This is a genomic window from Aeromonas sp. FDAARGOS 1409 (genome assembly GCF_019048705.1).
Classification (GTDB): Bacteria; Pseudomonadota; Gammaproteobacteria; order Enterobacterales; family Aeromonadaceae; genus Aeromonas; species Aeromonas sanarellii.
This window is the reverse complement of record NZ_CP077395.1, coordinates 1540107-1561956: the sequence shown is the minus strand read 5'-3', so window position 1 is coordinate 1561956 and position 21850 is coordinate 1540107. Positions and strand designations below refer to the sequence as shown.

The 21850-nt window shown below is 63.5% G+C and carries 17 protein-coding genes and 1 tRNA gene; 9 read left to right on the top strand and 9 right to left on the bottom strand.

Translation table 11 applies throughout. The annotated features are described in order from the left end of the window. Positions 1-213: 213 nt before the first annotated feature. The 5 genes from nirB (at position 214) to mgtE (ending at position 7103) form a co-directional block, all read left to right on the top strand. On the top strand, positions 214-2760 hold the full coding sequence (nirB, locus tag I6L39_RS07450; protein ID WP_216991446.1) for a nitrite reductase large subunit NirB: 2547 nt from the start codon (positions 214-216) through the stop codon (positions 2758-2760). A gap of 100 nt (positions 2761-2860) precedes the next feature. Continuing rightward, positions 2861-3178, top strand: a complete 318-nt coding sequence (gene nirD / locus I6L39_RS07445; protein ID WP_016352322.1) for a nitrite reductase small subunit NirD — start codon at positions 2861-2863, stop codon at positions 3176-3178. Between the two features lie 136 nt (positions 3179-3314). Continuing rightward, a complete protein-coding gene (gene nirC / locus I6L39_RS07440; protein ID WP_216991445.1) occupies positions 3315-4127 on the top strand; it encodes a nitrite transporter NirC in 813 nt (270 codons plus the stop codon). Between the two features lie 12 nt (positions 4128-4139). Further along, entirely contained in the window at positions 4140-5546 is a 1407-nt protein-coding gene (gene cysG, locus I6L39_RS07435) for a siroheme synthase CysG (protein WP_216991444.1), read from the top strand. A 132-nt stretch (positions 5547-5678) separates the two neighbouring features. After that, positions 5679-7103 (top strand): magnesium transporter, encoded by a 1425-nt coding sequence (mgtE, locus tag I6L39_RS07430; protein ID WP_216991443.1) that lies wholly within the window; start codon positions 5679-5681, stop codon positions 7101-7103. Positions 7104-7161: 58 nt separating this feature from the next. Here mgtE and I6L39_RS07425 read toward each other — a convergent pair whose 3' ends face one another. After that, complete coding sequence (locus I6L39_RS07425) at positions 7162-9015, bottom strand: methyl-accepting chemotaxis protein (RefSeq protein WP_216991442.1); 1854 nt, start codon at positions 9013-9015, stop codon at positions 7162-7164. Between the two features lie 145 nt (positions 9016-9160). Between I6L39_RS07425 and rraA the strand changes: the two genes are divergently transcribed. After that, positions 9161-9646, top strand: a complete 486-nt coding sequence (gene rraA / locus I6L39_RS07420; RefSeq protein ID WP_042077135.1) for a ribonuclease E activity regulator RraA — start codon at positions 9161-9163, stop codon at positions 9644-9646. A 282-nt stretch (positions 9647-9928) separates the two neighbouring features. On the opposite strand, the gene I6L39_RS07415 is transcribed toward rraA, so the two are convergent. From I6L39_RS07415 to I6L39_RS07405, 3 genes are all read right to left on the bottom strand, one after another. After that, positions 9929-10603: a 7-cyano-7-deazaguanine/7-aminomethyl-7-deazaguanine transporter gene (locus tag I6L39_RS07415; RefSeq protein WP_216991441.1), complete on the bottom strand. Its 675-nt coding sequence runs from the start codon at positions 10601-10603 to the stop codon at positions 9929-9931. Between the two features lie 169 nt (positions 10604-10772). Then, complete coding sequence (locus I6L39_RS07410; protein WP_216991440.1) at positions 10773-11060, bottom strand: DUF3630 family protein; 288 nt, start codon at positions 11058-11060, stop codon at positions 10773-10775. Positions 11061-11077: 17 nt separating this feature from the next. Next, entirely contained in the window at positions 11078-12505 is a 1428-nt protein-coding gene (locus I6L39_RS07405; protein WP_216991765.1) for a YdiU family protein, read from the bottom strand. 103 nt (positions 12506-12608) lie between these two features. Here I6L39_RS07405 and I6L39_RS07400 point away from each other — a divergent pair, with 103 nt between their 5' ends. Continuing rightward, positions 12609-12911, top strand: a complete 303-nt coding sequence (locus I6L39_RS07400) for a c-type cytochrome (protein ID WP_216991439.1) — start codon at positions 12609-12611, stop codon at positions 12909-12911. Between the two features lie 51 nt (positions 12912-12962). On the opposite strand, the gene recQ is transcribed toward I6L39_RS07400, so the two are convergent. Continuing rightward, complete coding sequence (gene recQ / locus I6L39_RS07395) at positions 12963-14786, bottom strand: ATP-dependent DNA helicase RecQ (protein ID WP_216991438.1); 1824 nt, start codon at positions 14784-14786, stop codon at positions 12963-12965. A 133-nt stretch (positions 14787-14919) separates the two neighbouring features. Between recQ and I6L39_RS07390 the strand changes: the two genes are divergently transcribed. Then, positions 14920-15384 carry a thioesterase family protein gene (locus tag I6L39_RS07390; RefSeq protein WP_042077125.1) on the top strand — a complete coding sequence of 155 codons (465 nt, stop codon included), beginning with the start codon at positions 14920-14922 and terminating at the stop codon, positions 15382-15384. 124 nt (positions 15385-15508) lie between these two features. Further along, positions 15509-16036 (top strand): hypothetical protein, encoded by a 528-nt coding sequence (locus I6L39_RS07385; protein WP_084202773.1) that lies wholly within the window; start codon positions 15509-15511, stop codon positions 16034-16036. Between the two features lie 599 nt (positions 16037-16635). Here the strand turns inward: I6L39_RS07385 and I6L39_RS07380 are convergent. The 4 genes from I6L39_RS07380 to I6L39_RS07365 form a co-directional block, all read right to left on the bottom strand. Continuing rightward, positions 16636-19614, bottom strand: a complete 2979-nt coding sequence (locus I6L39_RS07380) for a hypothetical protein (RefSeq protein WP_216991437.1) — start codon at positions 19612-19614, stop codon at positions 16636-16638. Positions 19615-19977: 363 nt separating this feature from the next. Then, positions 19978-20054: transfer RNA gene (locus tag I6L39_RS07375), tRNA-Pro, on the bottom strand. 140 nt (positions 20055-20194) lie between these two features. After that, on the bottom strand, positions 20195-20920 hold the full coding sequence (locus I6L39_RS07370; protein ID WP_216991436.1) for an MOSC domain-containing protein: 726 nt from the start codon (positions 20918-20920) through the stop codon (positions 20195-20197). Between the two features lie 48 nt (positions 20921-20968). Next, positions 20969-21811: an ABC transporter permease subunit gene (locus I6L39_RS07365; RefSeq protein ID WP_042077122.1), complete on the bottom strand. Its 843-nt coding sequence runs from the start codon at positions 21809-21811 to the stop codon at positions 20969-20971. Positions 21812-21850: the final 39 nt, after the last annotated feature.

The window sequence follows — 21850 nt, the reverse complement described above, 5'->3', positions numbered from 1 at the left end:
ATACAGCAAATCACTCTTCCCCCGATTGCCTCCCTCCGGCCAAGCCCACAAATCATCAACTGGTATACCTATTTTTGTATAGCACTGAATTTTATCGAATTACCCCTGATGAGATATATAAATGGACACTTGATTTGCATCAATTGGCCGCCCCCTCCAACTGGGTAGCCTAGCCTCAGAATGATGTTTTATTACTCCAAACTTGAGGCAACTATGAGCAAAGTCAGACTGGTCGTTGTGGGCAACGGCATGGTGGGGCACCGCTTCATCGAAGAGCTGATCGAGCGGGCCGACCCGGGCCACTACGAGATCACCGTCTTCGGTGCAGAACCCCGTCCCGCCTACGATCGCGTCCATCTCTCCTCCTACTTCTCCCATCACACCAGCGAAGATCTCTCCCTCGTCAAACCCGGTTTCTACGACAAGCACGGCATCCGCCTGCTGCTCGGCGAAGCGGTGAAAAAAATCGACAGGGCCAACCGCGAAGTGCACTCCAACAAGGGCACAGTGGTCGGTTACGACAAGCTGGTGCTGGCCACCGGCTCCTACCCCTGGGTGCCGCCCATCCAGGGCAGTCAGCACCACGAATGCTTCGTCTATCGCACCATCGAGGATCTGAAAGCCATCCGTAGCGCCGCCAAGAGCGGCAAGAGCGGGGTGGTGATCGGGGGCGGTCTGCTTGGTCTCGAAGCCGCCGGCGCCCTCAAGGCACTGGGTCTCGAGACCCATGTGGTGGAGTTTGCTCCGGTGCTGATGGCCGAGCAGCTCGACGGCCAGGGCGGCCAGCTGCTGCGCCGCAAGATCGAATCCATGGGTGTGCAGGTACACACCAGCAAGAGCACCAGCGAGATCCTGATGCATGGCGGTGAGCAGGCGAAACACCGTCTCGCCTTTGCCGACGGCAGCCAGCTGGAAGTAGACGTGGTGGTCTTTTCCACCGGCATCCGCCCGCAAGACACGCTCGGTCGCTACGGCGATCTGGCCATCGCCGAGCGCGGCGGCATCGTCATCGACGATCACTGCCTCACCTCCGACCCCGACATCTACGCCATCGGCGAGTGCGCCGCCTGGCAGGGCCGCTTCTTCGGACTGGTGGCGCCGGGCTACAAGATGGCCCAGATCACCGTCGACCATCTGCTCGGTGGAGACAGCCGCTTCGAGGGGGCGGACATGAGCGCCAAACTCAAGCTGCTCGGCGTCTCCGTCGGCTCCATCGGTGATGCCCATGGCCGCACTCCGGGCAGCCACAGCTATGTGTTCCAGGACGACCAGGCCGGCGTCTACAAGAAGATCGTGGTGAGCGAGGACAACAGCCGATTGCTCGGCGCCGTGCTGGTGGGTGACGTGGAAGATTACGGCAACCTGCTGCAGATGATGCTCAATGCCCTGCCCCTGCCGAGCCACCCGGACACCCTGATCCTGCCCGCCTACGCCGGTGCCAAGCCGACCCTAGGGGTCGACGCCCTGCCCACCAGCGCCCAGATCTGCTCCTGCTTCGACGTCTCCAAGGGCGACATCGCCCAGGCCGTCGCCGAGGGTCACACCACGCTCGCCGCCATCAAGCAGCACACCAAGGCCGGTACCGGCTGCGGCGGCTGCGTGCCCCTCATCAGCCAGGTGCTCAACGCCGAGCTGGTGAAACAGGGCATCGAGGTCAACAACCACCTCTGCGCCCACTTCCCCCACTCCCGTCAGGAGCTGTTCCACCTCGTCAAGGTGGAGGGGATCAAGAGTTTCGACGAGCTGCTGGCCAAGCATGGCCAGGGTCATGGCTGCGAGGTGTGCAAGCCCACGGTCGGCTCCATCCTCGCCTCCTGCTGGAACGACTATGTGCTGAGCCCGCTCAACACCCCGCTGCAGGACACCAACGACATCTTCCTCGGCAACATGCAAAAGGACGGCACCTACTCCGTCATCCCGCGCATGGCCGGTGGCGAGGTGACCCCGGAGGGGCTGCTGGCGGTGGCCGAAGTGGCCCGCGACTACAAGCTCTACACCAAGATCACCGGCGCCCAGCGCATCGGCCTGTTCGGGGCCCAGAAGGATGATCTGCCCGCCATCTGGCGCAAGCTGCTGGCGGCCGGCTTCGAGACCGGTCAGGCCTATGCCAAGGCGCTGCGCATGGCCAAGACCTGTGTCGGCAGCACCTGGTGCCGCTTCGGCGTGCAGGACAGCGTCGGCCTCGGGGTCTTCCTCGAGAACCGCTACAAGGGCATTCGCACCCCCCACAAGATGAAGTTCGGCGTCTCCGGCTGTACCCGCGAATGTGCGGAAGCCCAGGGCAAGGACGTCGGCATCATCGCCACCGACGCGGGCTGGAACCTCTATGTGGGCGGCAACGGCGGCATGAAGCCGCGCCACGCCGACCTGCTGGCCTCCGATCTCGACCGCGAGACGTTAGTCCGGTTGATAGACCGTTTTATGATGTTCTACGTCACCAGCGCCGACAAACTGCAGCGCACCTCGGTCTGGCTCGGCAATCTGGAAGGGGGTATCGACTACCTGCGCGAGGTGATCGTCGACGACAAGCTGGGGCTGGCCGACACCCTGGAGCGCGACATCCAACGCCTTATCGACAGCTACGAGTGCGAATGGTCGCGCACCCTCAACGAAGAGGAAGCGCTCAAGCGTTTCAGCCACTTCATCAACAGCGACAAGCGCGACCCGGACGTCCAGTTCGTCAGCGAACGCGACCAGCACAGACCCGCCACCCCGGCCGAGCGCATCCCCGTCTACCAGATCGAGGTGGAAACCAAATGATGAAACTTGCCTGCCAACTCAACGACACCCTGCCGGGCTGCATGGACGTTTGCGCCCTGCTCGATAGCCAGTTCATCCAACTCGACGTGGAGATTAAGCGATGAAACTTGCCTGCCAACTCAACGACATCCTGCCGGGAACTGGTGTTTGTGCCCTGCTGGAAGGCCGTCAGATCGCCCTGTTCCGCCCGAGCGCGGCGGCCGAGGTGTTCGCCATCGACAACCGGGATCCCTTCTTCGCCGCCAACGTGCTGTCGCGCGGCATCGTAGGTGAACACGAGGGTGAGCTCTGGGTGGCCAGCCCGCTCAAGAAGCAGCACTTCCGTCTGCGCGACGGCCACTGCCTCGAGAACGCCGCCATGTCGGTGCAAAGCTATCCCGTTGAAGTACGCGACCAGCAGGTCTGGGTCGCCGTCTAACAGCAGACCCCACCCCGGCCCTCCCCTTCGCAAGGGGAGGGAGCAAAAAGCCCCTCCCCCTTGACAAGGGGGAGGCTGGGAGGGGGTCACACATTGTCAGGGCTGCCTGCGGGCGGCCCTCTTGAAGGAAACAAAGATGTATACCGACACCATCAACAAGTGCGCCGCCAACGCGGCCCGCATCAACCGCTTCGAGCGCAGCGACAAGCTCGGCTTCTGGCTCAGCTCCGCCATGGCGGGGGCCTATGTGGGCCTTGGCATCATCCTCATCTTCACCCTGGGCAACCTGGTGGATCCCAGCGTCCGTCCTCTGGTGATGGGGGCTACCTTCGGCATCGCCCTCACCTTAGTTGTCATCGCCGGCTCCGAGCTGTTCACCGGCCACACCATGTTCCTCACCTTCGGGGTGAAGACCGGCAAGATTTCCATGGGGGATCTGCTGCGCATCCTGCCGCAGACCTGGGCCGGCAACCTGCTCGGCTCCATCGCGGTAGCGCTGATCTACTCCTACGGCGGCAGCCTGCTGCCGGACGCGGGCAGCCTGGCGCACAAGGTCGCGCTGGCCAAGACCCAGGCACCGGCGCTGACCCTGTTCATGAAAGGTGTGCTGTGCAACTGGCTGGTCTGCCTCGCCATCTGGATGGCGCTGCGCACCGAGGGTGCCGCCAAGTTCATCGCCATCTGGTGGTGCCTGCTGGCCTTCATCGCCTCCGGCTACGAGCACTCGGTCGCCAACATGACCCTGTTCGCCCTCTCCTGGTTTGGTGCCCATTCCGAGGCCTACACCCTGGGCGGCATCGGCCACAACCTGCTGTGGGTGACCCTGGGCAACACCGTCTCCGGCGCCCTCTTCATGGGCCTCGGCTACTGGTATGCCACCCCCAAGGCTGAGCGCCCAATCGCGGTGAACGAGACCACCACCACTGCCAGCCAGACCCAAACCGCCTGATCAGGAGGCCCCATGGACTACTTGCCCATCTTTTGCCGACTCGACAACAAACCCGTGCTGCTGGTCGGCGGCGGCGAGGTAGCGGAGCGCAAGGCGCGCCTGCTGCTGGATGCCGGTGCCCAGCTCACCGTGGTCGCACCCGAGCTCGACCCCGAGCTGGCAGAACTGGCTGCCAACGGCAGCATCGAGTGGCTGGCCGGTGAATTCGCGCCGCAGCAACTGACGGGCAAGTGGCTGGTGGTGACCGCCACCGATCGGCGCGAGGTGAACGCCCTGGTCTACCAGAGCGCCAATCAGGCGCGGATCTTTGCCAACGTGGTGGATGACCCGAAACGCTCCAGCTTCATCATGCCGTCGATCATCGACCGCTCGCCGCTGATGGTGGCCATCTCCTCCGGCGGCAAGGCCCCGGTGCTGGCCCGCTTGCTGCGGGAAAAACTCGAAGCCCTGCTGCCCCAGCATCTGGGCGCCGTGGCGGCCTTCGCCGGCAGCCTGCGGGAGCGGGTCAAGGCCCGCTTCGCCAGCATGGGCGAGCGGCGCCGCTTCTGGGAACGGCTGCTCGGGGCGGATCGGCTCGGGCAGGCACTGGCACGGGGCGATAGCGCCTCTGCCAATCAGCTGGCCGACAGTCTGTTTGCCGACGAGAGCCAGACCGGTGGCGAGGTGGTGCTGGTGGGGGCCGGCCCCGGCGATCCGGGCCTGCTCACCCTGCACGCCCTGCGCCAGATGCAGCAGGCGGACGTGGTGGTCTATGACCGGCTGGTCTCCGACGAGGTGATGGCGCTGGTGCGCCGCGACGCCAAACGCATCTTCGTCGGCAAGCAGGCGGGCAACCACTGCGTGCCGCAGGAGGGGATCAACCAGCTGTTGCTGGAGGAGGCGAAGAAGGGCCAGCGGGTGGTGCGGCTGAAGGGGGGCGACCCCTTCATCTTCGGCCGTGGCGGCGAGGAGCTGGAGACGCTGGTCGGCAGCGGCATCGGCTTTCAGGTGGTGCCGGGGATCACGGCGGCCAGCGGCTGCGCCGCCTACGCCGGCATTCCGCTGACCCACCGCGATCACGCCCAGAGCGTGCGCTTCGTCACCGCCCACGGCAAGGGGGGCGCCCAGGATCTCGACTGGCCGCTGCTGGCCAGAGACAAGCAGACACTGGTCTTCTATATGGGGCTGTCATCCTGCGGGGTAATCCGCGATCAGCTGCTGGCCCACGGCAAGGGGGGCGACACCCCGGTGGCACTGATCGAGCGTGGCACCCAGCCAAGCCAGCGGGTCATTCGCGGCACCCTCGATCAGTTGCCCGAGCTGGCGGTGGGGGTCGAGAGTCCGGCCCTCATCATGGTGGGATCTGTGGTGACCCTGGCGGACCAGCTTGCCTGGTTCGGGCAAGGATGCACCGCTGACGCGGCCCTCGCTTCGGCCTGATCGCTACATCTATGTCAACGCCACCCTCGGGTGGCGTTTCTTTTTCTGCATTTACTGTCATAACCTCTTGTTTTGAGTCTGGTATCCTATGGGGTGTGTCAGCCGGACCATCGCATTCAGGAATTCTGCTTCATGTCTCTCCCCGCCAAGAACAGCGCCAAACAGCGTGAACAAGACAGAGCCCGCATTCTCACCCTGCTGCTGGCCGACGATGCCCTCACCGACAGCCTGCTCGACCCGCAAGGGGTGCAGGATGCCGAGCTGCGGGATCAGACCAGCGAGCTCACCCGGCTGGTCAACAGCCTGCCGGCCGCCGACGTCGCTGATGCGCTGGAATCCCTGCCACCGGACGAGCGCCAGGTGCTGTGGCAGCAGGTGGATGCAGACAAGCAAGGTCAGATTCTGGTCGAGGCGTCGGAGACGGTATGGGACAGCCTCATCAGCGGCATGAGCGACAAGGCGCTGCTGCACGCCCTGCGCACCCTGGATATCGACGATCAGATCTATCTGGGCCAGTACCTGCCTCGCAACCTGATGGGGCGGCTGCTCACCTCCATGGCCCCCGATCAGCGCGACCGGGTGCGGGAGGTGATCCGCTACGGCAAACACACGGTCGGCGCCATGATGGACTTCGAGCTCATCACGGTGCGGGCCGAGGTGAGCCTGGCCACGGTGCAGCGCTACCTGCGCCTGCGCGGCAAGATCCCCGCCAACACCGACAAGCTGTTCGTCATCGACAGGAGCAACCGGCTGCAGGGGGAGCTGCCCCTCACCGCCGTGCTGCTGCACAAGCCAGAGACTCGAGTGGGGGACGTGATGGAGAAGAACCCCGTCACCTTCGATCCGGAAGACAACGACGAGGCGGCGGCCCGTACCTTCGAGCGGGATGACCTGCTTTCTGCCGCCGTGGTGGATGCCAGGGGCAAGCTGATGGGCCGGCTCACCGTCGCCGAGGTGGTGGATCTGGTCTATGAAGAGAGCGACACCGACCTGCGCCGCATGGGGGGGATCAGCGAGGAAGAAGACGTGTTCGCGCCCGTCTCCAAGGCGGTCAGGACCCGCTGGGCCTGGCTCGCCATCAACCTCTGCACCGCCTTCGTGGCCTCCCGGGTCATAGGCCTGTTCGAGCACACCATCTCCCAGCTGGTGGCGCTGGCGGCCCTGATGCCCATCGTCGCGGGCATCGGCGGCAACACAGGCAACCAGACCATCACCATGATAGTGCGGGCCCTGGCGCTGCAGCATATCCAGACCGGCAACGTCTCCTTCCTGCTGTGGCGCGAGCTGGGGGTGGCCCTGATCAACGGCCTGGTGTGGGGCGGCACCATGGGGGTCGCCACCTACTTCCTCTATCAGGATGCGGCGCTCGGCGCCGTGATGACCCTCGCCATGATGCTCAACCTGCTGGTGGCGGCCCTGATGGGGGTCATCATCCCCATGACCATGAGCCGGCTGGGGCGCGACCCTGCGGTGGGGGCCAGCGTGATGATCACCGCCATCACGGACACCGGCGGCTTCTTCATCTTCCTCGGCCTGGCCACCCTGTTCCTGCTCTGAATCCGGTCTGCGATAAAAAGGGAGCCGCTATGGCTCCCTTTTTCCATCAGCAGGTCAGTCACACCCGGTACGGCTCCACCGCCCGATTCAGCAGCCTGGCCTGCTCGCTCAAGCCCTGGCTGGAGCTGGCGTTGTCTTCCGCCATCTGGCTCGACGCCTGGGCGATGTCGCGGATGCTGCTGACGTTGCGGTTCACCTCGTTGGCCACCAGGCTCTGCTGCTCGATGGCGGCGGCGATCTGGGTGCTCATGTCCATGATCCGGGTGACATCTTCCGTTATCTGGCCGAGCAGCCCGCCGGCCACCCTCGCCTGCTGCGCGCTCTGATCGCCCTGCTCCCGGCAGAGCGCCATCCTGGCCACTATGCTGTCGGTCTGCTGCTGCAGGGAGTGGATGATGACGGCGATCTCCTGAGTCGACTGCTGGGTGCGGATGGCGAGGCTGCGCACCTCGTCCGCCACCACGGCGAAACCGCGACCCTGCTCCCCCGCCCGCGCCGCCTCGATGGCCGCATTGAGGGCCAGCAGGTTCGTCTGATCGGCGATGCCGCGGATCACCCCCAGCACCGAGCCTATGGTCTCGCTCTCCTGCTGCAACCGGGTCACCTCGCCGGACGCCTGCTCCAGCTGGGTCGCCAGAGCGTGGATCTGGTTGACGGTCTGCTCGACCGCGCCACGCCCCTCGCTGGCCTTGTGGTTGGTGGCCGCGGCATCGCTGGCGGCCTGTTCGGTGTTGCGGGCTATCTCCTCTATGGTGGAACCCATCTCGGTGGAGGCGGTCGCCACCTGATCCGTCTCCAGCAGCTGGCGCTGGGCCCCCTCGCTGGTGCGGCGCACATTGTCAGAGAGGTGATCCGCCGCCCCGGTCAGGGTGTTCACGCTCTGTTTCACGTCCCCTATCAGATGGCGGAAGCCATCCAGCATCACATCGAGATTGCCCGCCAGCTGCGCCATCTCGTCATCCCCCTTCAGGGCGATGCGCAGGCGCAGGTCGTTGTCCCGGCGGATGCGGTTGACGGTGTCATTGACCCGCGCGATGGGCCTGTCGATGCTGCGGCCCAGCAGCACGCTCATAAAACCGATGGCCAGGATGATCAGGGCGCCACAGGCCAACATCAGCCGATTGAAACCCGTGGTCTGGCGGGCCAGCTCGTCGGCGACCTGCTGGCTGGCGCCCTTGAGGGCCTGCTCGGCCTGCAGCACCAGGGTGTGCATCTGGCCGCGCAGTCCGGACGTCTCCTTCAGCCCCAGTACCTGCATGCCCTGCACCAGGGCGACGAAATCCTGCCGGTACTGTTCGCTGGCCTGCTCCAGCTCGTTGCGCTGCGTCTGTGGCAGGCCGCCGAGCCCCTGCTGGAAGGCGGCATGCAGGGTCTGGAAACGCTCGAGGTACTGGATGTCCGAGCGCAGCATGAAGTCCTTCTCCGCGCGCCTCAGCTGCAGCATGGTGATGAGCAGAGTCTGCTGATCCTGCGCCTTGAGGGCCTCCTCCACCTTGTGCACCGCCGCCCTCAACCGGCCATAGAGGCCATCCTCCGGCCCCAGCCCGATCTTCTGCTGCTGGGCCACCAGCTCGTTGAAGGCCTTGCCATAGGCACCGAACTGGCGATCCAGGCCCGTCAACCCGGCCCGGGCGTTGCCCAGGCGGTCGTCCGCCTCCAGGGTCTGCTCCAGGGAGTGCACGTCCGCCAGCACGGCGTTGAACCGGTCGACGTCGGCCGGATCCTTGTGCAGCAAGAAGTCCTGTTCGGCCCCCCTCAGTTGCAACATGGCGCGCTCGAGTGCATCGACGCTGCGCTGTGCCTCCATCATGTGCCGACTCTCCTGGCTGGCGTAGAAGAAGAGCCCGCTCAGGGTCAGCATGGCCGTGGCAACCAGGGCGGTATTCAATATCAACTTGTGGCGGATCAGCACGATAAACCTCTGGGGATCTGGGGGTGGACTGCATCGATCGCGGGCAGAATACGTTATCCATATGTCCGTTCAAGGAATATTCATTGAAATGCCAACCCCACTCCTTATACTGGATCCACCTGTTTCCAGCGGTGGATCTGACACAATGGAATACAACACTTCAGAACTGTGCGACATCTATCAGGACATGGTGGATGTGCTCGAACCCATGCTCTGCTCCTTCGGCGGCCGCGCCTCTTTCGGCGGCGTCATCACCACGGTCAAATGCTTCGAATCAAACGGCCTGATCCGTGAGCTGGTCAAGGAGAACGGCGCCGGTCGCGTGCTGCTGATCGACGGTGGCGGCTCCATGCGCCGCGCCCTGATCGACAGCGAGATCGCCACCACGGCGGCGGAGAACGAGTGGGAAGGGATCGTCTGCTACGGCTGCGTGCGCGAGGTCGACATTCTGGAAGACTTGGATATCGGCATTCAGGCGCTGGCTGCCATTCCGGTGGGTGCCGACAGCAAGGATATCGGGGAGACCGACCTGCCGGTCAACTTCGGCGGCGTTACCTTCCTGCCAGACGATCACCTCTACGCCGATACCACAGGGGTCATCCTCTCCCCCGATGCCCTAGACATCGAGTAAGCGGACACAGACTGAAGATGGGAGCCCTGGCTCCCATTTTTTATGGCCGAGCTCAGGCTGCAAGGGTCTGAAAAATAACAAAAAAAGAGGGCCAGTAAACTACTGGCCCCTTAACTGGAAGCAATGTGAGCAATGTCGTGCCTTCACAAGAAGTCCATCACGTTGGAACAAATGAAGTCTTTCCCGGAAAACAAGGTAACAATAATCATTCTCATTTAACTGTGCAAGCCTTATTTGCAAGAAATGCGAAAAAAATGACCACCCCAGGGTGGTCATCTTCCATCAGGCTTGACGGGCCGCGGTTTGCAGGCCGTCCAGCCCCGCCTCCCCCACCAGCTTGCGGCTGAGGTAGCGCAGCAGCACGCCGTAGAGCGGCACAAACAACCCCAGGCTTATCAGCAGCTTGAATACGTAATCCACGGTCGCTATCTCGACCCAGTGCTCGGCCATGAAGGGATCCGTGCTGCGCCAGAAGGCGATGCTGAAGAAGGCGATGGTGTCCACCAGGTTGCCGAACAAGGTGGAGGCCGCCGGTGCCACCCACCAGGCTTTCAGCAGGCGCAGGCGGTTGAATACCACCACGTCCATGAACTGGCCAACCAGATAGGCCATAAAGCTGGCTAACGCGATCCGGGCAACAAATATATTGAACTCCGCCAGGTTGCCCACCCCCTGGAAACTGCCCTCGAAGAAGAGCACCGAGAGCACGTAGGACACAGTCAATGCCGGCAGCATCACGGTCTGGATGATCCTGCGGGCCAGGCCGGCGCCGAAGATCCGCACCGTCAGATCGGTGGCCAGGAAGATGAACGGGAAGCTGAAGGCACCCCAGGTGGTGTGGAAGCCAAAGATGGTGATCGGCAGCTGCACCAGGTAGTTACTGCCGGCGATGATCAGGATGTGGAACAACGAGAGACGCATCAGTGCCGTCTGGTACTGAGCCGGAGTCAGGTTCATATTGTGACCTTTTTGGTTAATGGGGTTAGGGAACCCATATCGCCACCATGGCGATAATCGAGGGGCGCGATTATACGCCCCAATACCGATAGTTCAATCTTTATGCTGTCGCGCTGGCTCGCCACGGCAGTCGCCAAAGGACGACGTCATGGGCTCCGCCAGCCACGGCTCACCCTTTATGCCGTCGCCCCAGCCAGAGTACGACCTCGCCATCGGCGGGGTGCACAGCCGTCATCCAGCAGCCGCTGTGATGCTCATACTCCAGCCGCAGCCGGCTGCCTTCGAACTCCAGCAGCCAGCCGTGGCGATCGGCGCCCCACTCCCGCTCGATCGCCGCCAGCTCCCACTCCCGCAGCAGCCCCTCGGCCAGGGCCGGAAAGTTGTCCCAGTCAAGGCCCGGGCAATCCAGCATCAGCACGCCAGCGCCCTCATCAATGCCCACCACTTGCCAGTTCATCTCTTTCATCCGGGTCCTCAACTGCTGCAAGAGAGCTCGCCGCCGCAATACCATGCTGGTTGCGGAGTAGCGAGATCCTCGTATTCGGGCTGCTCTGCATAGGGCTGCTGCAGGGCCGCAAACAGCCGCTCGAACGGCGCCATCTCACCTCCCTCGGCAGCCTCTATCACCCGCTGGGCCAGGGCGTTGCGCAGCACATACTTGGGGTTGATGGCATCCATGCGCGCCTTGCGCGCTCCATCCTCGCTCCCTTCCCTGGCCAGGCGCGCCCGATAGGTTTCGAGCCATTCCTGCCAGGCGGCCGGGTCCGGCAACAGCGCCAGCAGAGCGGTGGGCCAGGTCCCCTGTACGGTCAGCTCCCCGAGCCTTCGCAGGAAGAGGTGGTAATCCACCCCGTGCGCCGCCAGCAGCCGGAACAGCTCGCGGAACAGGGCAGGATCGTCCTCTTCCCACACCGCCAACCCCAGCTTGGCGCGCATCAGCTCGGAGTAGTGCAGCATCAGCTGGTGTTCATACTGGGCCAGGGCCGACGCGAGCGCGTCGCCATCCACATGACCGGCCAGCGCCTGGGCCAGCTTCTGCAGGTTCCAGTACCCCACCGCCGGCTGCTGATCCAGCGCATAGCGACCGCCCGGATCCGAGTGGTTGCAGACGAAGTCCGGCACATAGGCGTCGATGAAGCCGTAGGGGCCGTAATCCAGGGTCAGGCCGAGCAGGGACATGTTGTCTGTGTTCATCACTCCGTGGCAGAACCCCGCCGCCTGCCACTTGGCGATGAGGCGAGCGGTACGCCGCACCACCTCGGCGAACAGCTCTGCGCCATCGGTCAGCTCGGGGAAGTGGTGCCGCAGCGCATAGTCGATCAGCAAGGGGATCTTCTCCCCCTGACCGCTCCAGGCGAAATACTCGACGTGGCCAAAGCGCAGGTGGCTGGGCGCGGTGCGCAGCACGGTCGCCCCCGTCTCCACCTGCTCCCGGTAGACCGGCTCCTGGCTCCCCACCAGCACCAAGGCGCGGGTGGTGGGGATGCCGAGGGCATGCAGCGCCTCGGAGGCGAGGTATTCGCGGATGCTGGAGCGCAGCACGGCGCGGCCGTCGCCGAAGCGGGAGAAGGGGGTCTTGCCCGCTCCCTTGAGATGCAGGTCCCAGCGGCTGCCATCCGGCGCCTCTTGCTCCCCCAGCAGCAACGCCCGGCCATCGCCGAGGCGTGGGCTGTAGCCGCCGAACTGGTGGCCCGCATAGACCTGGGCCACCGGCTGCATGCCGGACAGGGGCTGCCCCAGACCACAGCAGGCCAGCCAATCGGCCGCGCTGACCCGGTCCAGTCCCAGCTCCCGCAGCAGCCCCTGATTGAGGTGCAGCAGTCTGGCGTTGTGCAGGGGCTGGGGCGCGACGGGCTCGCAGGCCCAGGGCAGCTCGGTGGCGAAAGTGTTGATCAGCTTCATGGTGATGGGGGTTGTCTCTGCGTATGCTCGTGTCACCTTTATACCGCCGCCGGCCCCTTGAGGCTAACAGGCGATCGCGATTATTCATTTCAAGGAGAAGAAGATGCCAAAGTGGGTCTATACCCTACCCCTGCTGGCGCTGGCCTGGGGACATCAGGTCAAGGCCGCCGACATCGACGCGGGCAAGGCCAAGGCGGCGGTCTGTGCCGCCTGCCACGGCGTGGATGGCAAGGCGAGCGTGCCCGTCTATCCCCACCTGGCTGGCCAGAATGCCGCCTATCTGGTGAAACAGCTGAAGGCCTTCAAGGATGACAGCCGCAAGGAGCCCCTGATGGTGCCCTTCATGGCGGCGCTCACCGAGGCGGACATGGAGAACCTGGCAGCCTATTACGCCAGCCTGAAGTAGCCTGGCGACGCCCTATCCCCGATGCGGTCGATTACGCTGCGCTAATCGACCCTACCGCCGGCAGTAGTCGATGATAAGGTCCATAAAGGCCTCACCGAAGCGTTCCAGCTTGCGGTGACCGACGCCGTTGACCGCCAGCATCTCGTCTTCGGTCATCGGCATGAGCTGCGCCATCTCCACCAGGGTCGCGTCGTTGAACACCACGTAGGGCGGCACCTCCTCCTCCTCGGCGATCTGCTTGCGCAGGGCGCGCAGCTCCTTGAACAGCCGCTTGTCGTAGTTGGCGCTGTCGAGCAGACCGTTGCGCTTCTCCTTGCGGCTGGAGATGGGCTGAAGACGCGGTACCGCCAGATCCAGCTTCACCTCGCCGCGCAGCACCGGGCGGGCCGCCTCGGTGAGCTGCAGCACCAGGTTGCGGGTGATGTTCTGGGTCAAGAGCCCCTTGTGGATCAGCTGGCGGATGACGCTCATCCAGTACTCGTGGCTCTGATCCTTGCCGATGCCGTAGGTGGAGAGCTTGTCGTGGCCGTGATCCTTGATGCGCTGGTTGAGCGAGCCGCGCAGCACCTCCACCACGTAGCCCACCCCGAAGGCCTGCCCTACCCGCCAGACGCAGGAGAGCGCCTTCTGGGCATCTTCGGTGCCGTCATAGCTCTGGGGCGGATCGAGGCAGATGTCGCAGTTGCCGCACGGCTTGTCGTTGTACTCGCCGAAGTAGTTGAGCAGCACCTGGCGACGACAGGTCTGTGCCTCGGCGAAGGCCGCCATCACGTTGAGCTTGTACTGCTCCACCTGCAACTGCTGGGGGTTTTCGATGTTGTCGAGCAGGCGCCGCACCCGGCCGATGTCGGCGGGATCGTAGAGCAGCAGCGCCTCGGCCGGGGTGCCGTCACGCCCGGCGCGGCCGGTCTCCTGATAGTAGGACTCGATGTTCTTGGGGATGTCGTAGTGCACCACGAAGCGCACATTCGGCTTGTCGATGCCCATGCCGAACGCCACCGTCGCCACCACGATCTCGATGTCGTCCTTGAGGAAGGCCTCCTGGGTCTGCTGGCGCAGCTCCAGTGGCAGACCGGCGTGATAGGGGGCCGCCTTGCAGCCGTGGCGGGAGAGCCGCTCGGCCACCTCCTCCACCCGGTTGCGGCTGGAGCAGTAGACGATGCCGCAATTGCCCTTCTGGCTCTGCACATAGCGCAGCAGCTGTTCCGCCGCCTTGAACTTCTCCACCAGGCTGTAGCGGATATTGGGCCGGTCGAAGCTGGCGGTGTGGATAAAGGGATCGCTCAGTTCCAACCGGTGCAGCATATCGCTGCGGGTCGCCTCGTCGGCGGTGGCGGTGAGCGCCACCACGGGTACCTGGGGGAACCACTGCTTGAGCCGCCCCAGCGCCGCGTATTCCGGCCGAAAATCGTGGCCCCACTGGGAGACGCAGTGCGCCTCGTCGATGGCGAACAGGCCGAGCGGCAGCTCCGCCAGCCGATCCATGAATTCGTGTTGCAGCAGCCGCTCGGGGGAGACGTAGACGATCTTTATCTCGCCGCGGCGCATGGCGGCGAAGTTCTGGATCATCTCCTCCCGGCTCAGGGCCGAGTTGATGTAGACCGCTGCCACCCCGTTGGCGCGCAGACTGTCCACCTGATCCTTCATCAGCGAGATAAGCGGCGAGACGACCACCCCCAGGCCGGGGCGCAGCAGCGCCGGGATCTGGTAGCAGAGGGACTTGCCGCCACCGGTGGGCTTGAGTACCAGGGCATCGCGCCCCGCCACTATCTGCTCGATGATCTCGAGCTGGCCCGGCCTGAATTGCTGATAGCCAAACACCGCCTGCAGCAGGGCAAGGGGGGTATCGGGCAAGGTATCGGCAATCGCGGTCATGTGCTCTCCTTTGGGGTCGCCATTCTAAAGCAGCCGCCGCTCACAATAAACCTGGCATTGCGACTGTTAAGGAAGTGTTGCAGACTGGCTGGAGTTTTTACTCGGCTTTGATGACAGGGATCGGACTCAGAGAATGAAACAGATGCTCAAGAAGATGGCGCTCAGTGGCATTGCCAACCTGTTCGCCGAGAAGATGCCCTTCAACAAGCTGATCGGCATGCAGGTGACCCACTACGACTTCGACAGGGTGGAGCTGCGCATCAGGATGGAGGAGAAGCTGGTCGGCAACCCCTTCCACAACATCCTGCACGGCGGCGTCACCGCCAGCCTGCTGGACGTGGCCGGCGGCATGATAGTGGCGGCCTCCTGCATCGACGAGCTGGAGGACTTCTCCCCCAGCTACCTCAAGGAGCGCTTCTCCCGCCTCGGCACCATAGACCTGCGGGTGGACTACCTGCGCCCGGGGCGCGGCAACGAGTTCATCGCCACCGCCCACATCATCCGGGCCGGCAGCAAGGTGGCCGTCGCCCGTATGGAACTGCACAACGAAGAAGGGACCCACATCGCCTTCGGCACCGGCACCTACCTGGTCGGCTAGTGGCCTTTATTGAATAAAAAGTGCGCTTCTAAGCCGATTTTAATCATTAGAATTGCTACCCCCCTCCGTCGGCCAAGGTCCATACTGAAAGTCGGGATTCTGTGCAGAGGGAGGATTGCAGACGATGAGCGCGACACTGGCTACCCAACCATCCAGAGCCTTGTTGACACAGCTCGAGGCCATGCGCGAACAGGTGCAGACGCCTGAGTGTCGTCACTGGTTGGAACAGGAGCTGGAGGGGTATTCTCTCTGTTCACCCCTGCCCTGGTATCGCATCATTGCCTGTCGGCAACGCGGTCACTTCCTGAATCTGAAGACGGGAAAATATCTGACTTGCCACATCGGCAGCCAAACGCTAAGCCAACGCGACCTGGCCCAAGTTCAGTTCATCTATGCCCGTGAACCCGCCGCCCACTATTTGCTGCGTCATGATTCCCATATCGAGCCCTGGCCAGAACAACTGCTGGAAGCGTATCGAGAGCAGTTGATCCCCGGCCATCTCTGCCTGCAAGCCTGGCATGAGCCCGTGTCTTCGTTGCGCTCACAACTGGTGGAGGGTCTCGAACACTTCATCAGCGAGTACCCCAAGCATGCGGCTCTGCAAACTCAACACGGCTTCAAGGCATTGCGCCATCAACACTGGCATATCTGATCACGCGCCTGGCGCGCAAGGAGGGCACCATCGACAAGACCCACAACGAGATTGCCACAATCTAGAGTGCCGGAGTCAGGATCAGACTCCACCCGTGGGGCCACCGAGCGGTGGCCCTTTTAATTGGGCGCCATGCCCCGTCTATCTCCCCGCCATTCAGACACGCCAGTCAGTGCCGAATGTCCAACTGCACGCGATGCGACCCTTGGTGGAGAGCTGTCAGCAAGACCCCAGGTCCGGGACAGCGTCACCCCATGTTCCCCACGATCCCTGCAGACAGGCTGCCATGGGGGTGAACCGCCTCAGCGCGACAAGATGACGGCAGGCTCCGACTCCCGCAAGCCGCCGGCTGGCGCGCTGGTGCCTCATCTTGTCGAAGCTCGCCGATGCTCTGCCAACCCGGCTCCCTCACGTCTGACCGTCCGTATGCCGGCCACAAGACACCAGCAGCAGCCCTGCCCCCTGTCTGACCGCACAGTGGCAAGGCACCGAGCAGGTGCTGCCAAACCCACCACATACAGCCACCGCCTTGCCCGCCAGATTAAAAAGAGGGCCCGGCTTGCGCCGGGCCCTCGCTGGACACCTTGTGTGCGGCCTCTTTACGGCCCGGCACACAGGTAGTTGTTGTTGTACTGGTCAAGCGACGTGGCGAGGTTGTTCGCCTCGGTCGCAAATTGACCCTTCTTCGGATAATCCCCCATCCCGGTGAAGCTCACCGCATAGCTCGGCGGTGCGCCATCGAGGATGGCCTGGCCAGCAACCATAGCCGTGGCCGCATTCGGGCACACACCGGCCCCGGCCTGTGCGTTCAGCTTCGCGGCGAGCAGTTGCGCCGCCATGTTGAACGCCGGATCGCTCGACTTCTGCTTGCCGCTCCCGACATCCTGCTTGCTCAGGATACGTACGGCCTCCTGGCAGGTATCCACGAACAGGTTGCCGATGTAGACTCCGCCACCGGCGAAGGAGGCCAGCGTCTGGTCAAGCACGGGGTTCTGTTTGCCATTGGATTTGGCGCAGGACGCCCAGTTCCGCCAGAAACCGATGGTCAATGCACGACCCCCTGGGGGCGGTGTGTTGTCGATCCTGAACACCTTGGTTTCGCCCGGACCCACCTCGAAGTCGCCACAGAGTATGCTGTTGTCGACATTCGGGTTGATGACGACACCATCCGGTGGCATGAAGGCATTCGGCACGAAGGTTCCGAAGTTGGTGAGCCACCCCGGACCCACGATCTCGCAGATCTGGTAGGTCTGGCCGGGGATGAGCTCCTGCGTAAACGCCAGGGTGCCGCCGTTCCCGGCATTGGCCGACATCGACTCCAGAGTCTCGCCGATGGAGAAGGTAGTAGCCCCCTGCCGCAGCACGAAGGTGAACGAGTAGCTGCCCAGATCGCCGCTGCCGTTCAAGGTCTTGAGGACCTGTGCCCTGCCGCGTTCCCGGTTCAGGAACGAGCAGGAGAAGACCTTGCCTGCATCCTCCGGATAGTCGACCGTAAAGTCGCAGACCTTGTCCTGGATCGGTGAGTCCGGATTGGCCGAAATCAGATCCCAGCCCGCCTTGGTGGTCTCCACGACCGTGTAGGTACCCTCGGTCATGAGCAGCAGGTCACCACCGCCCCCCTGGAAGGTACCGTAACCAGCACCCGCGCCGACTTCTTGCGTGCTCAGCAGCGCGCCGCCCGGACCATACAGCTTGAAGGTCCAGTAGTAGTCGTCATCCGAGCTTTCCAGCGCCGGCTCAGTGGTCTTCTCCACCTGTGCCTTGGCAGGCTCGTCCGTCGGCTCGTTCTGGAAGTCGACGGTTGCCGAGCAACGGGTCGCCATGCCGTCTTCGAGCTGGAGGTTCACCGTCCTGGGATTCGGGTACACCGTTGGATCGCGCGGATCGGCCAGACCGATGGGAACGCCCGTGTCGCTGCCGGCGGCGAAGAACATGCTGCCCTGCTCCTCGACGTAATAGGTGTCGGGAACCAGGCCCCATGCCGTGACGGACTGCGTCGTCGCGCCACCGCCCGTGAAGGTGATGACCTTGGTCTTGCTGAATGTGCCATCATTGGCGCGGGTAATGTGGAACGTTATCTCGAGCTTCTCGCCCGTATCCAGGAAGCTGGGGATGCTCTTCTCGATGGTGAGTTTGGCCTTGGCCGAGGAGGCGATCGGGATCTGCAGCTCGTCGGTGCTGGCTGCGAATCCGTCCGACGCGGTCAGGTAGGCGGTATCTCTCAATACGCCTGTCGTGACCCGCTTGGGATCATCGAGGTAGACCTCCTTGTTGAAGGTAATGAAACCGCTGTCTGTCTGGCCTGTCACCTGCCACCCTACCACGCCATCCGTCTTGTCGCCCGCGAGGTAGCCGTCCAGGAAGCCGCCAAGCGACGGTGTTGCGACTGAATAGGTCAGGCCATCGCCGTCGATCTCCTCCACGTCCTTGATGGTCGTCGAAGCATTGGTGATGGCGCCCTGCTGGATCTGGGCGTCCGCGACCGCCGTCGTCGTGCCCGGCACCGCGATACCGGTTGCCTTGTCCGTATAGACTCCTGACACCTCGTTGTGCAGCCAGTCGCCGACCTTGCCCGCCGTGGCCGCGTCGAATTCGACCGTGAATTCGGCGACCATGCCGTTGAAGCCAGGGGCGAGGTCGAATGGACCCTCATTGTAGGTGCCCAGCAAGGTGCCACTGTTGTTCGAGCCCTTATAGAGCTTGTCCGTCAAGTCGATGGTGATGGTGCGCGCGGCCGGGTTCTTCGCGTTCAGCACTATGTTGACCGCGACCTTGCCGCCGATGACCTCCGCCTTGGTCCAGGTCACCGTGATCTGGACGGGCAGGGATGCCGGCGCGTCACTGCGACAGACGTTGCCGAAGTCCAGGGTATCTTCGGTTCCCTTGGAGATATTCCAGGTCTGCTCCGCCCCCTGGTGAGCCGTCATCGTCTTGGATATTTCCTGCGGCTCGATCTCCTTGACGGGGATCGACACATCCCGTGCGCCAGCGCCCCCCGTGCCGAGATCCTCGGCCAGGAGATTGGCGTGCAGCGACGAGCCCGGGAACAGGTGCGACCCCAGGGCCAGCCGGCCGTAGTAGTCGTAAACGCAGGTGGTGTTTTTCGCCTGAGTGACCGTGATCAGCCGGTAAATCGAGACGTCGGTTCCGCCGATGCCGGGATCCAATGGCGTTTGCTGTGTCGATTGGGCCGCCACGCAGGATGCGCTCGACTTGCCCACATTCAGCACGGGGGCCGACAGGATGTCATATCCGGGTTTGCCTGCATCCTCGTTGTCCAGTACCACCCCCAGGGTGTACTGCTGGTTGGCCGGGGCCGAGTTGCCGGCCTGCAGCGTGATGCGGTAAGGAACGAGGTCGAGTTCGTTCCACGTCTTGCCTAGGTTGCCTGTGGTGTAGTCCTCGTCGGGGCAGATGAAGGGGCCGCCATCGGGGAAGGTAAAGCTCGCATCTTTGCGGCAGCCCTCCAGCGTAGTCTGAACCCCAACGGGGTCGGCGGCCTGTGCTGGCGTCGTGCCGAGCAGTCCGAGCGTGAGCACGGCCCCCAGCATAGTCGCCCATCGTTTACTGACGAACATGTCGATCTCTCCTTGACGTTGTCCTCGTGTGGCCGGGTGGCGCCGATCAACACGGACACCTGCGACCGCCTGTCGTCATGACGAGAGCGATGGAGCAAGCCATATGCCAGCGGGTGGAGAGTGAAAAAACAAGGGGTTACAGGAACTGATGCCGAGACCTGTCACAGGCCTGAAACAGGGGGCCCCCCGCAACCCGTCATGGGGAACGGCAATGCGTTGATAAATAAACCAAACGAACCAGGCACACACTGTATCGGGATTGATACTGGGGAGGAGAAGAAGGGGGCGAAGAGGGCATGCCCACCAGAACTGGAAGGCCGGAAAAGCACAAGGGCCTAGCCGAAGCTAAGCCCTTGTTGAATTTGGTCGGTGTGAGAGGATTCGAACCTCCGACCCCTTCGTCCCGAACGAAGTGCGCTACCAAGCTGCGCTACACACCGATGTCTGCGGGGCGAGAATTTACCGAAAGCCCCGACCCGACACAAGCCTTTTTTTGCATTCACATCAAAAAAATGGCTTTCCGCTCAACAATTCAGCGCATCGAGGAAAAAACGAGCGCGACCGTCCTCCTGCGACGTCATCACGCCTGCGGCGGCACCTGGAACTCGGCCGGCCCCAGCAGACGCCGGCGCCAGTCCGCCACCACACCATGCTCCAGCCAATGAGCCGCATGCTGGCGCCAGTTGGGAGAGAGGGCAGGATTCTCCAGCAGCAGTTTCAGATCCTCCTCGTTGCGGGTCTGGTTGAACAGGATGTCGGCGGTGCGCTTCACCGTCAGCTCGGGGTAGGGCCTGTCCACCAATACCAGCTCGGCCTGGGGGGCCACCCTTCCCTCTTCCAGCACCCGCAGCAGCCAGCCGCAGCGACCATTGAGCTGGATCACCTGGGACAGCTGACCATAACCGAAGCGCTGGTTGAGCTTGAAACAGGGGGATCTCGGCTGGCTGATCTGGATCAGAGCCTCACCGAGACGATAGACATCGCCGATGCAGGCCTGCGTCTCGCCGAGCCCCAGGCCAGAGAGATTCTCGCCGAAGGCGGCGGGCTGCCAGGGGGTGCGGGGCGCGGGCAGGCCCAGCGCGGTTTGCCAGGTCTTCCACCAGGGGTAGTGATCAGCGGGGTAGTAATGGAGAGCCCGCTCCGGACCGCCGTGGTGGCGCCGGTCGCTCTGCTCATCCCCGCGAAGGCCGAGGAAGCCGCACCACAGGGGTGTGTCGACAGGCTGCTTGTGGATGGCGCTGACGAGGCCGGGAGCCTGTTCGGGGTTCAGTTCGGCGCTCTGGCCGATAAAGAGGGAGATCCGCATTCCATTCTCCTGACGGATGGGGGAATGCGGATCTTATCACGGGGCAGGTCAGGCCACTGCCTGCATCTGGGTGGTCATGGCGATCTCGGCGCGGCGACGCTTCTCCGCCCTCGCCATCAGGTACCAGCTACCGAAGGTGAACAGGGATACGGACAGCAGGATCAGGCTCGCGATGGCGTTGATCTCGGGCTTCACCCCGAGACGCACCGCCGAGAACACTTCCATCGGCAAGGTGGTCGACCCCGGACCGGAGACGAAGCTCGCCAGCACCAGGTCATCCAGCGACAGGGCGAATGACATCATGCCACCCGCCGCCAGGGACGGGGCTATCATGGGGATGGTGATCAGGAAGAACACCTTCCACGGCTTGGCCCCCAGGTCCATGGCCGCCTCCTCGATGGAGAGATCCAGCTCCCGCAGTCGCGCCGACACCACTATGGCCACGTAGGCGGTACAGAAGGTGGTGTGCGCTATCCAGATGGTCAGCATGCCCCGCTCGGCGGGCCAGCCCACCAGCTGGGCCATGGCCACGAACAGCAGCAGCAGCGACAGACCGGTGATCACCTCGGGCATGACCAGGGGCGCCGTCACCATGCCGCCGAACAGGGTCCGGCCACGGAAGCGGGGGATCCGGGTCAGCACGAAGGCGGCGACCGTCCCCAGCGCCACCGCCGCGATGGCGGTGTAGAAGGCGATCTCCAGGGAGCGGAACACGGAGCCGATCAGCTGCTTGTTGTCGAGCAGGCCGAAGTACCACTTCATGGACCAGCCGCCCCACACCGTCACCAGCTTGGAGGCGTTGAAGGAGTAGATCACCATGATGATCATGGGCAGGTAGATGAACAGCAGCCCCAGCCACAGCATCAGCTTGGCAAAACCGAAACGTCTCATGCCTTGCCCTCCAGCTCTTTGGCCTGGCTACCGTTGAAC

Excerpts from the sequence above, each read along its gene's own strand:
- I6L39_RS07415 (WP_216991441.1), bottom strand. The coding sequence starts at position 10,603 with ATGAACCTGACTCCGGCTCAGTACCAGACGGCACTGATGCGTCTCTCG.
- I6L39_RS07410 (WP_216991440.1), bottom strand. The coding sequence starts at position 11,060 with ATGAACTGGCAAGTGGTGGGCATTGATGAGGGCGCTGGCGTGCTGATG.
- I6L39_RS07365 (WP_042077122.1), bottom strand. The coding sequence starts at position 21,811 with ATGAGACGTTTCGGTTTTGCCAAGCTGATGCTGTGGCTGGGGCTGCTG.
- I6L39_RS07385 (WP_084202773.1), top strand. The coding sequence starts at position 15,509 with ATGAGCGCGACACTGGCTACCCAACCATCCAGAGCCTTGTTGACACAG.
- mgtE (WP_216991443.1), top strand. The coding sequence starts at position 5,679 with ATGTCTCTCCCCGCCAAGAACAGCGCCAAACAGCGTGAACAAGACAGA.
- rraA (WP_042077135.1), top strand. The coding sequence starts at position 9,161 with ATGGAATACAACACTTCAGAACTGTGCGACATCTATCAGGACATGGTG.
- nirB (WP_216991446.1), top strand. The coding sequence starts at position 214 with ATGAGCAAAGTCAGACTGGTCGTTGTGGGCAACGGCATGGTGGGGCAC.
- recQ (WP_216991438.1), bottom strand. The coding sequence starts at position 14,786 with ATGACCGCGATTGCCGATACCTTGCCCGATACCCCCCTTGCCCTGCTG.
- nirC (WP_216991445.1), top strand. The coding sequence starts at position 3,315 with ATGTATACCGACACCATCAACAAGTGCGCCGCCAACGCGGCCCGCATC.
- cysG (WP_216991444.1), top strand. The coding sequence starts at position 4,140 with ATGGACTACTTGCCCATCTTTTGCCGACTCGACAACAAACCCGTGCTG.
- I6L39_RS07390 (WP_042077125.1), top strand. The coding sequence starts at position 14,920 with ATGAAACAGATGCTCAAGAAGATGGCGCTCAGTGGCATTGCCAACCTG.
- I6L39_RS07380 (WP_216991437.1), bottom strand. The coding sequence starts at position 19,614 with ATGTTCGTCAGTAAACGATGGGCGACTATGCTGGGGGCCGTGCTCACG.
- I6L39_RS07405 (WP_216991765.1), bottom strand. The coding sequence starts at position 12,505 with ATGAAGCTGATCAACACTTTCGCCACCGAGCTGCCCTGGGCCTGCGAG.
- I6L39_RS07370 (WP_216991436.1), bottom strand. The coding sequence starts at position 20,920 with ATGCGGATCTCCCTCTTTATCGGCCAGAGCGCCGAACTGAACCCCGAA.
- I6L39_RS07400 (WP_216991439.1), top strand. The coding sequence starts at position 12,609 with ATGCCAAAGTGGGTCTATACCCTACCCCTGCTGGCGCTGGCCTGGGGA.
- nirD (WP_016352322.1), top strand. The coding sequence starts at position 2,861 with ATGAAACTTGCCTGCCAACTCAACGACATCCTGCCGGGAACTGGTGTT.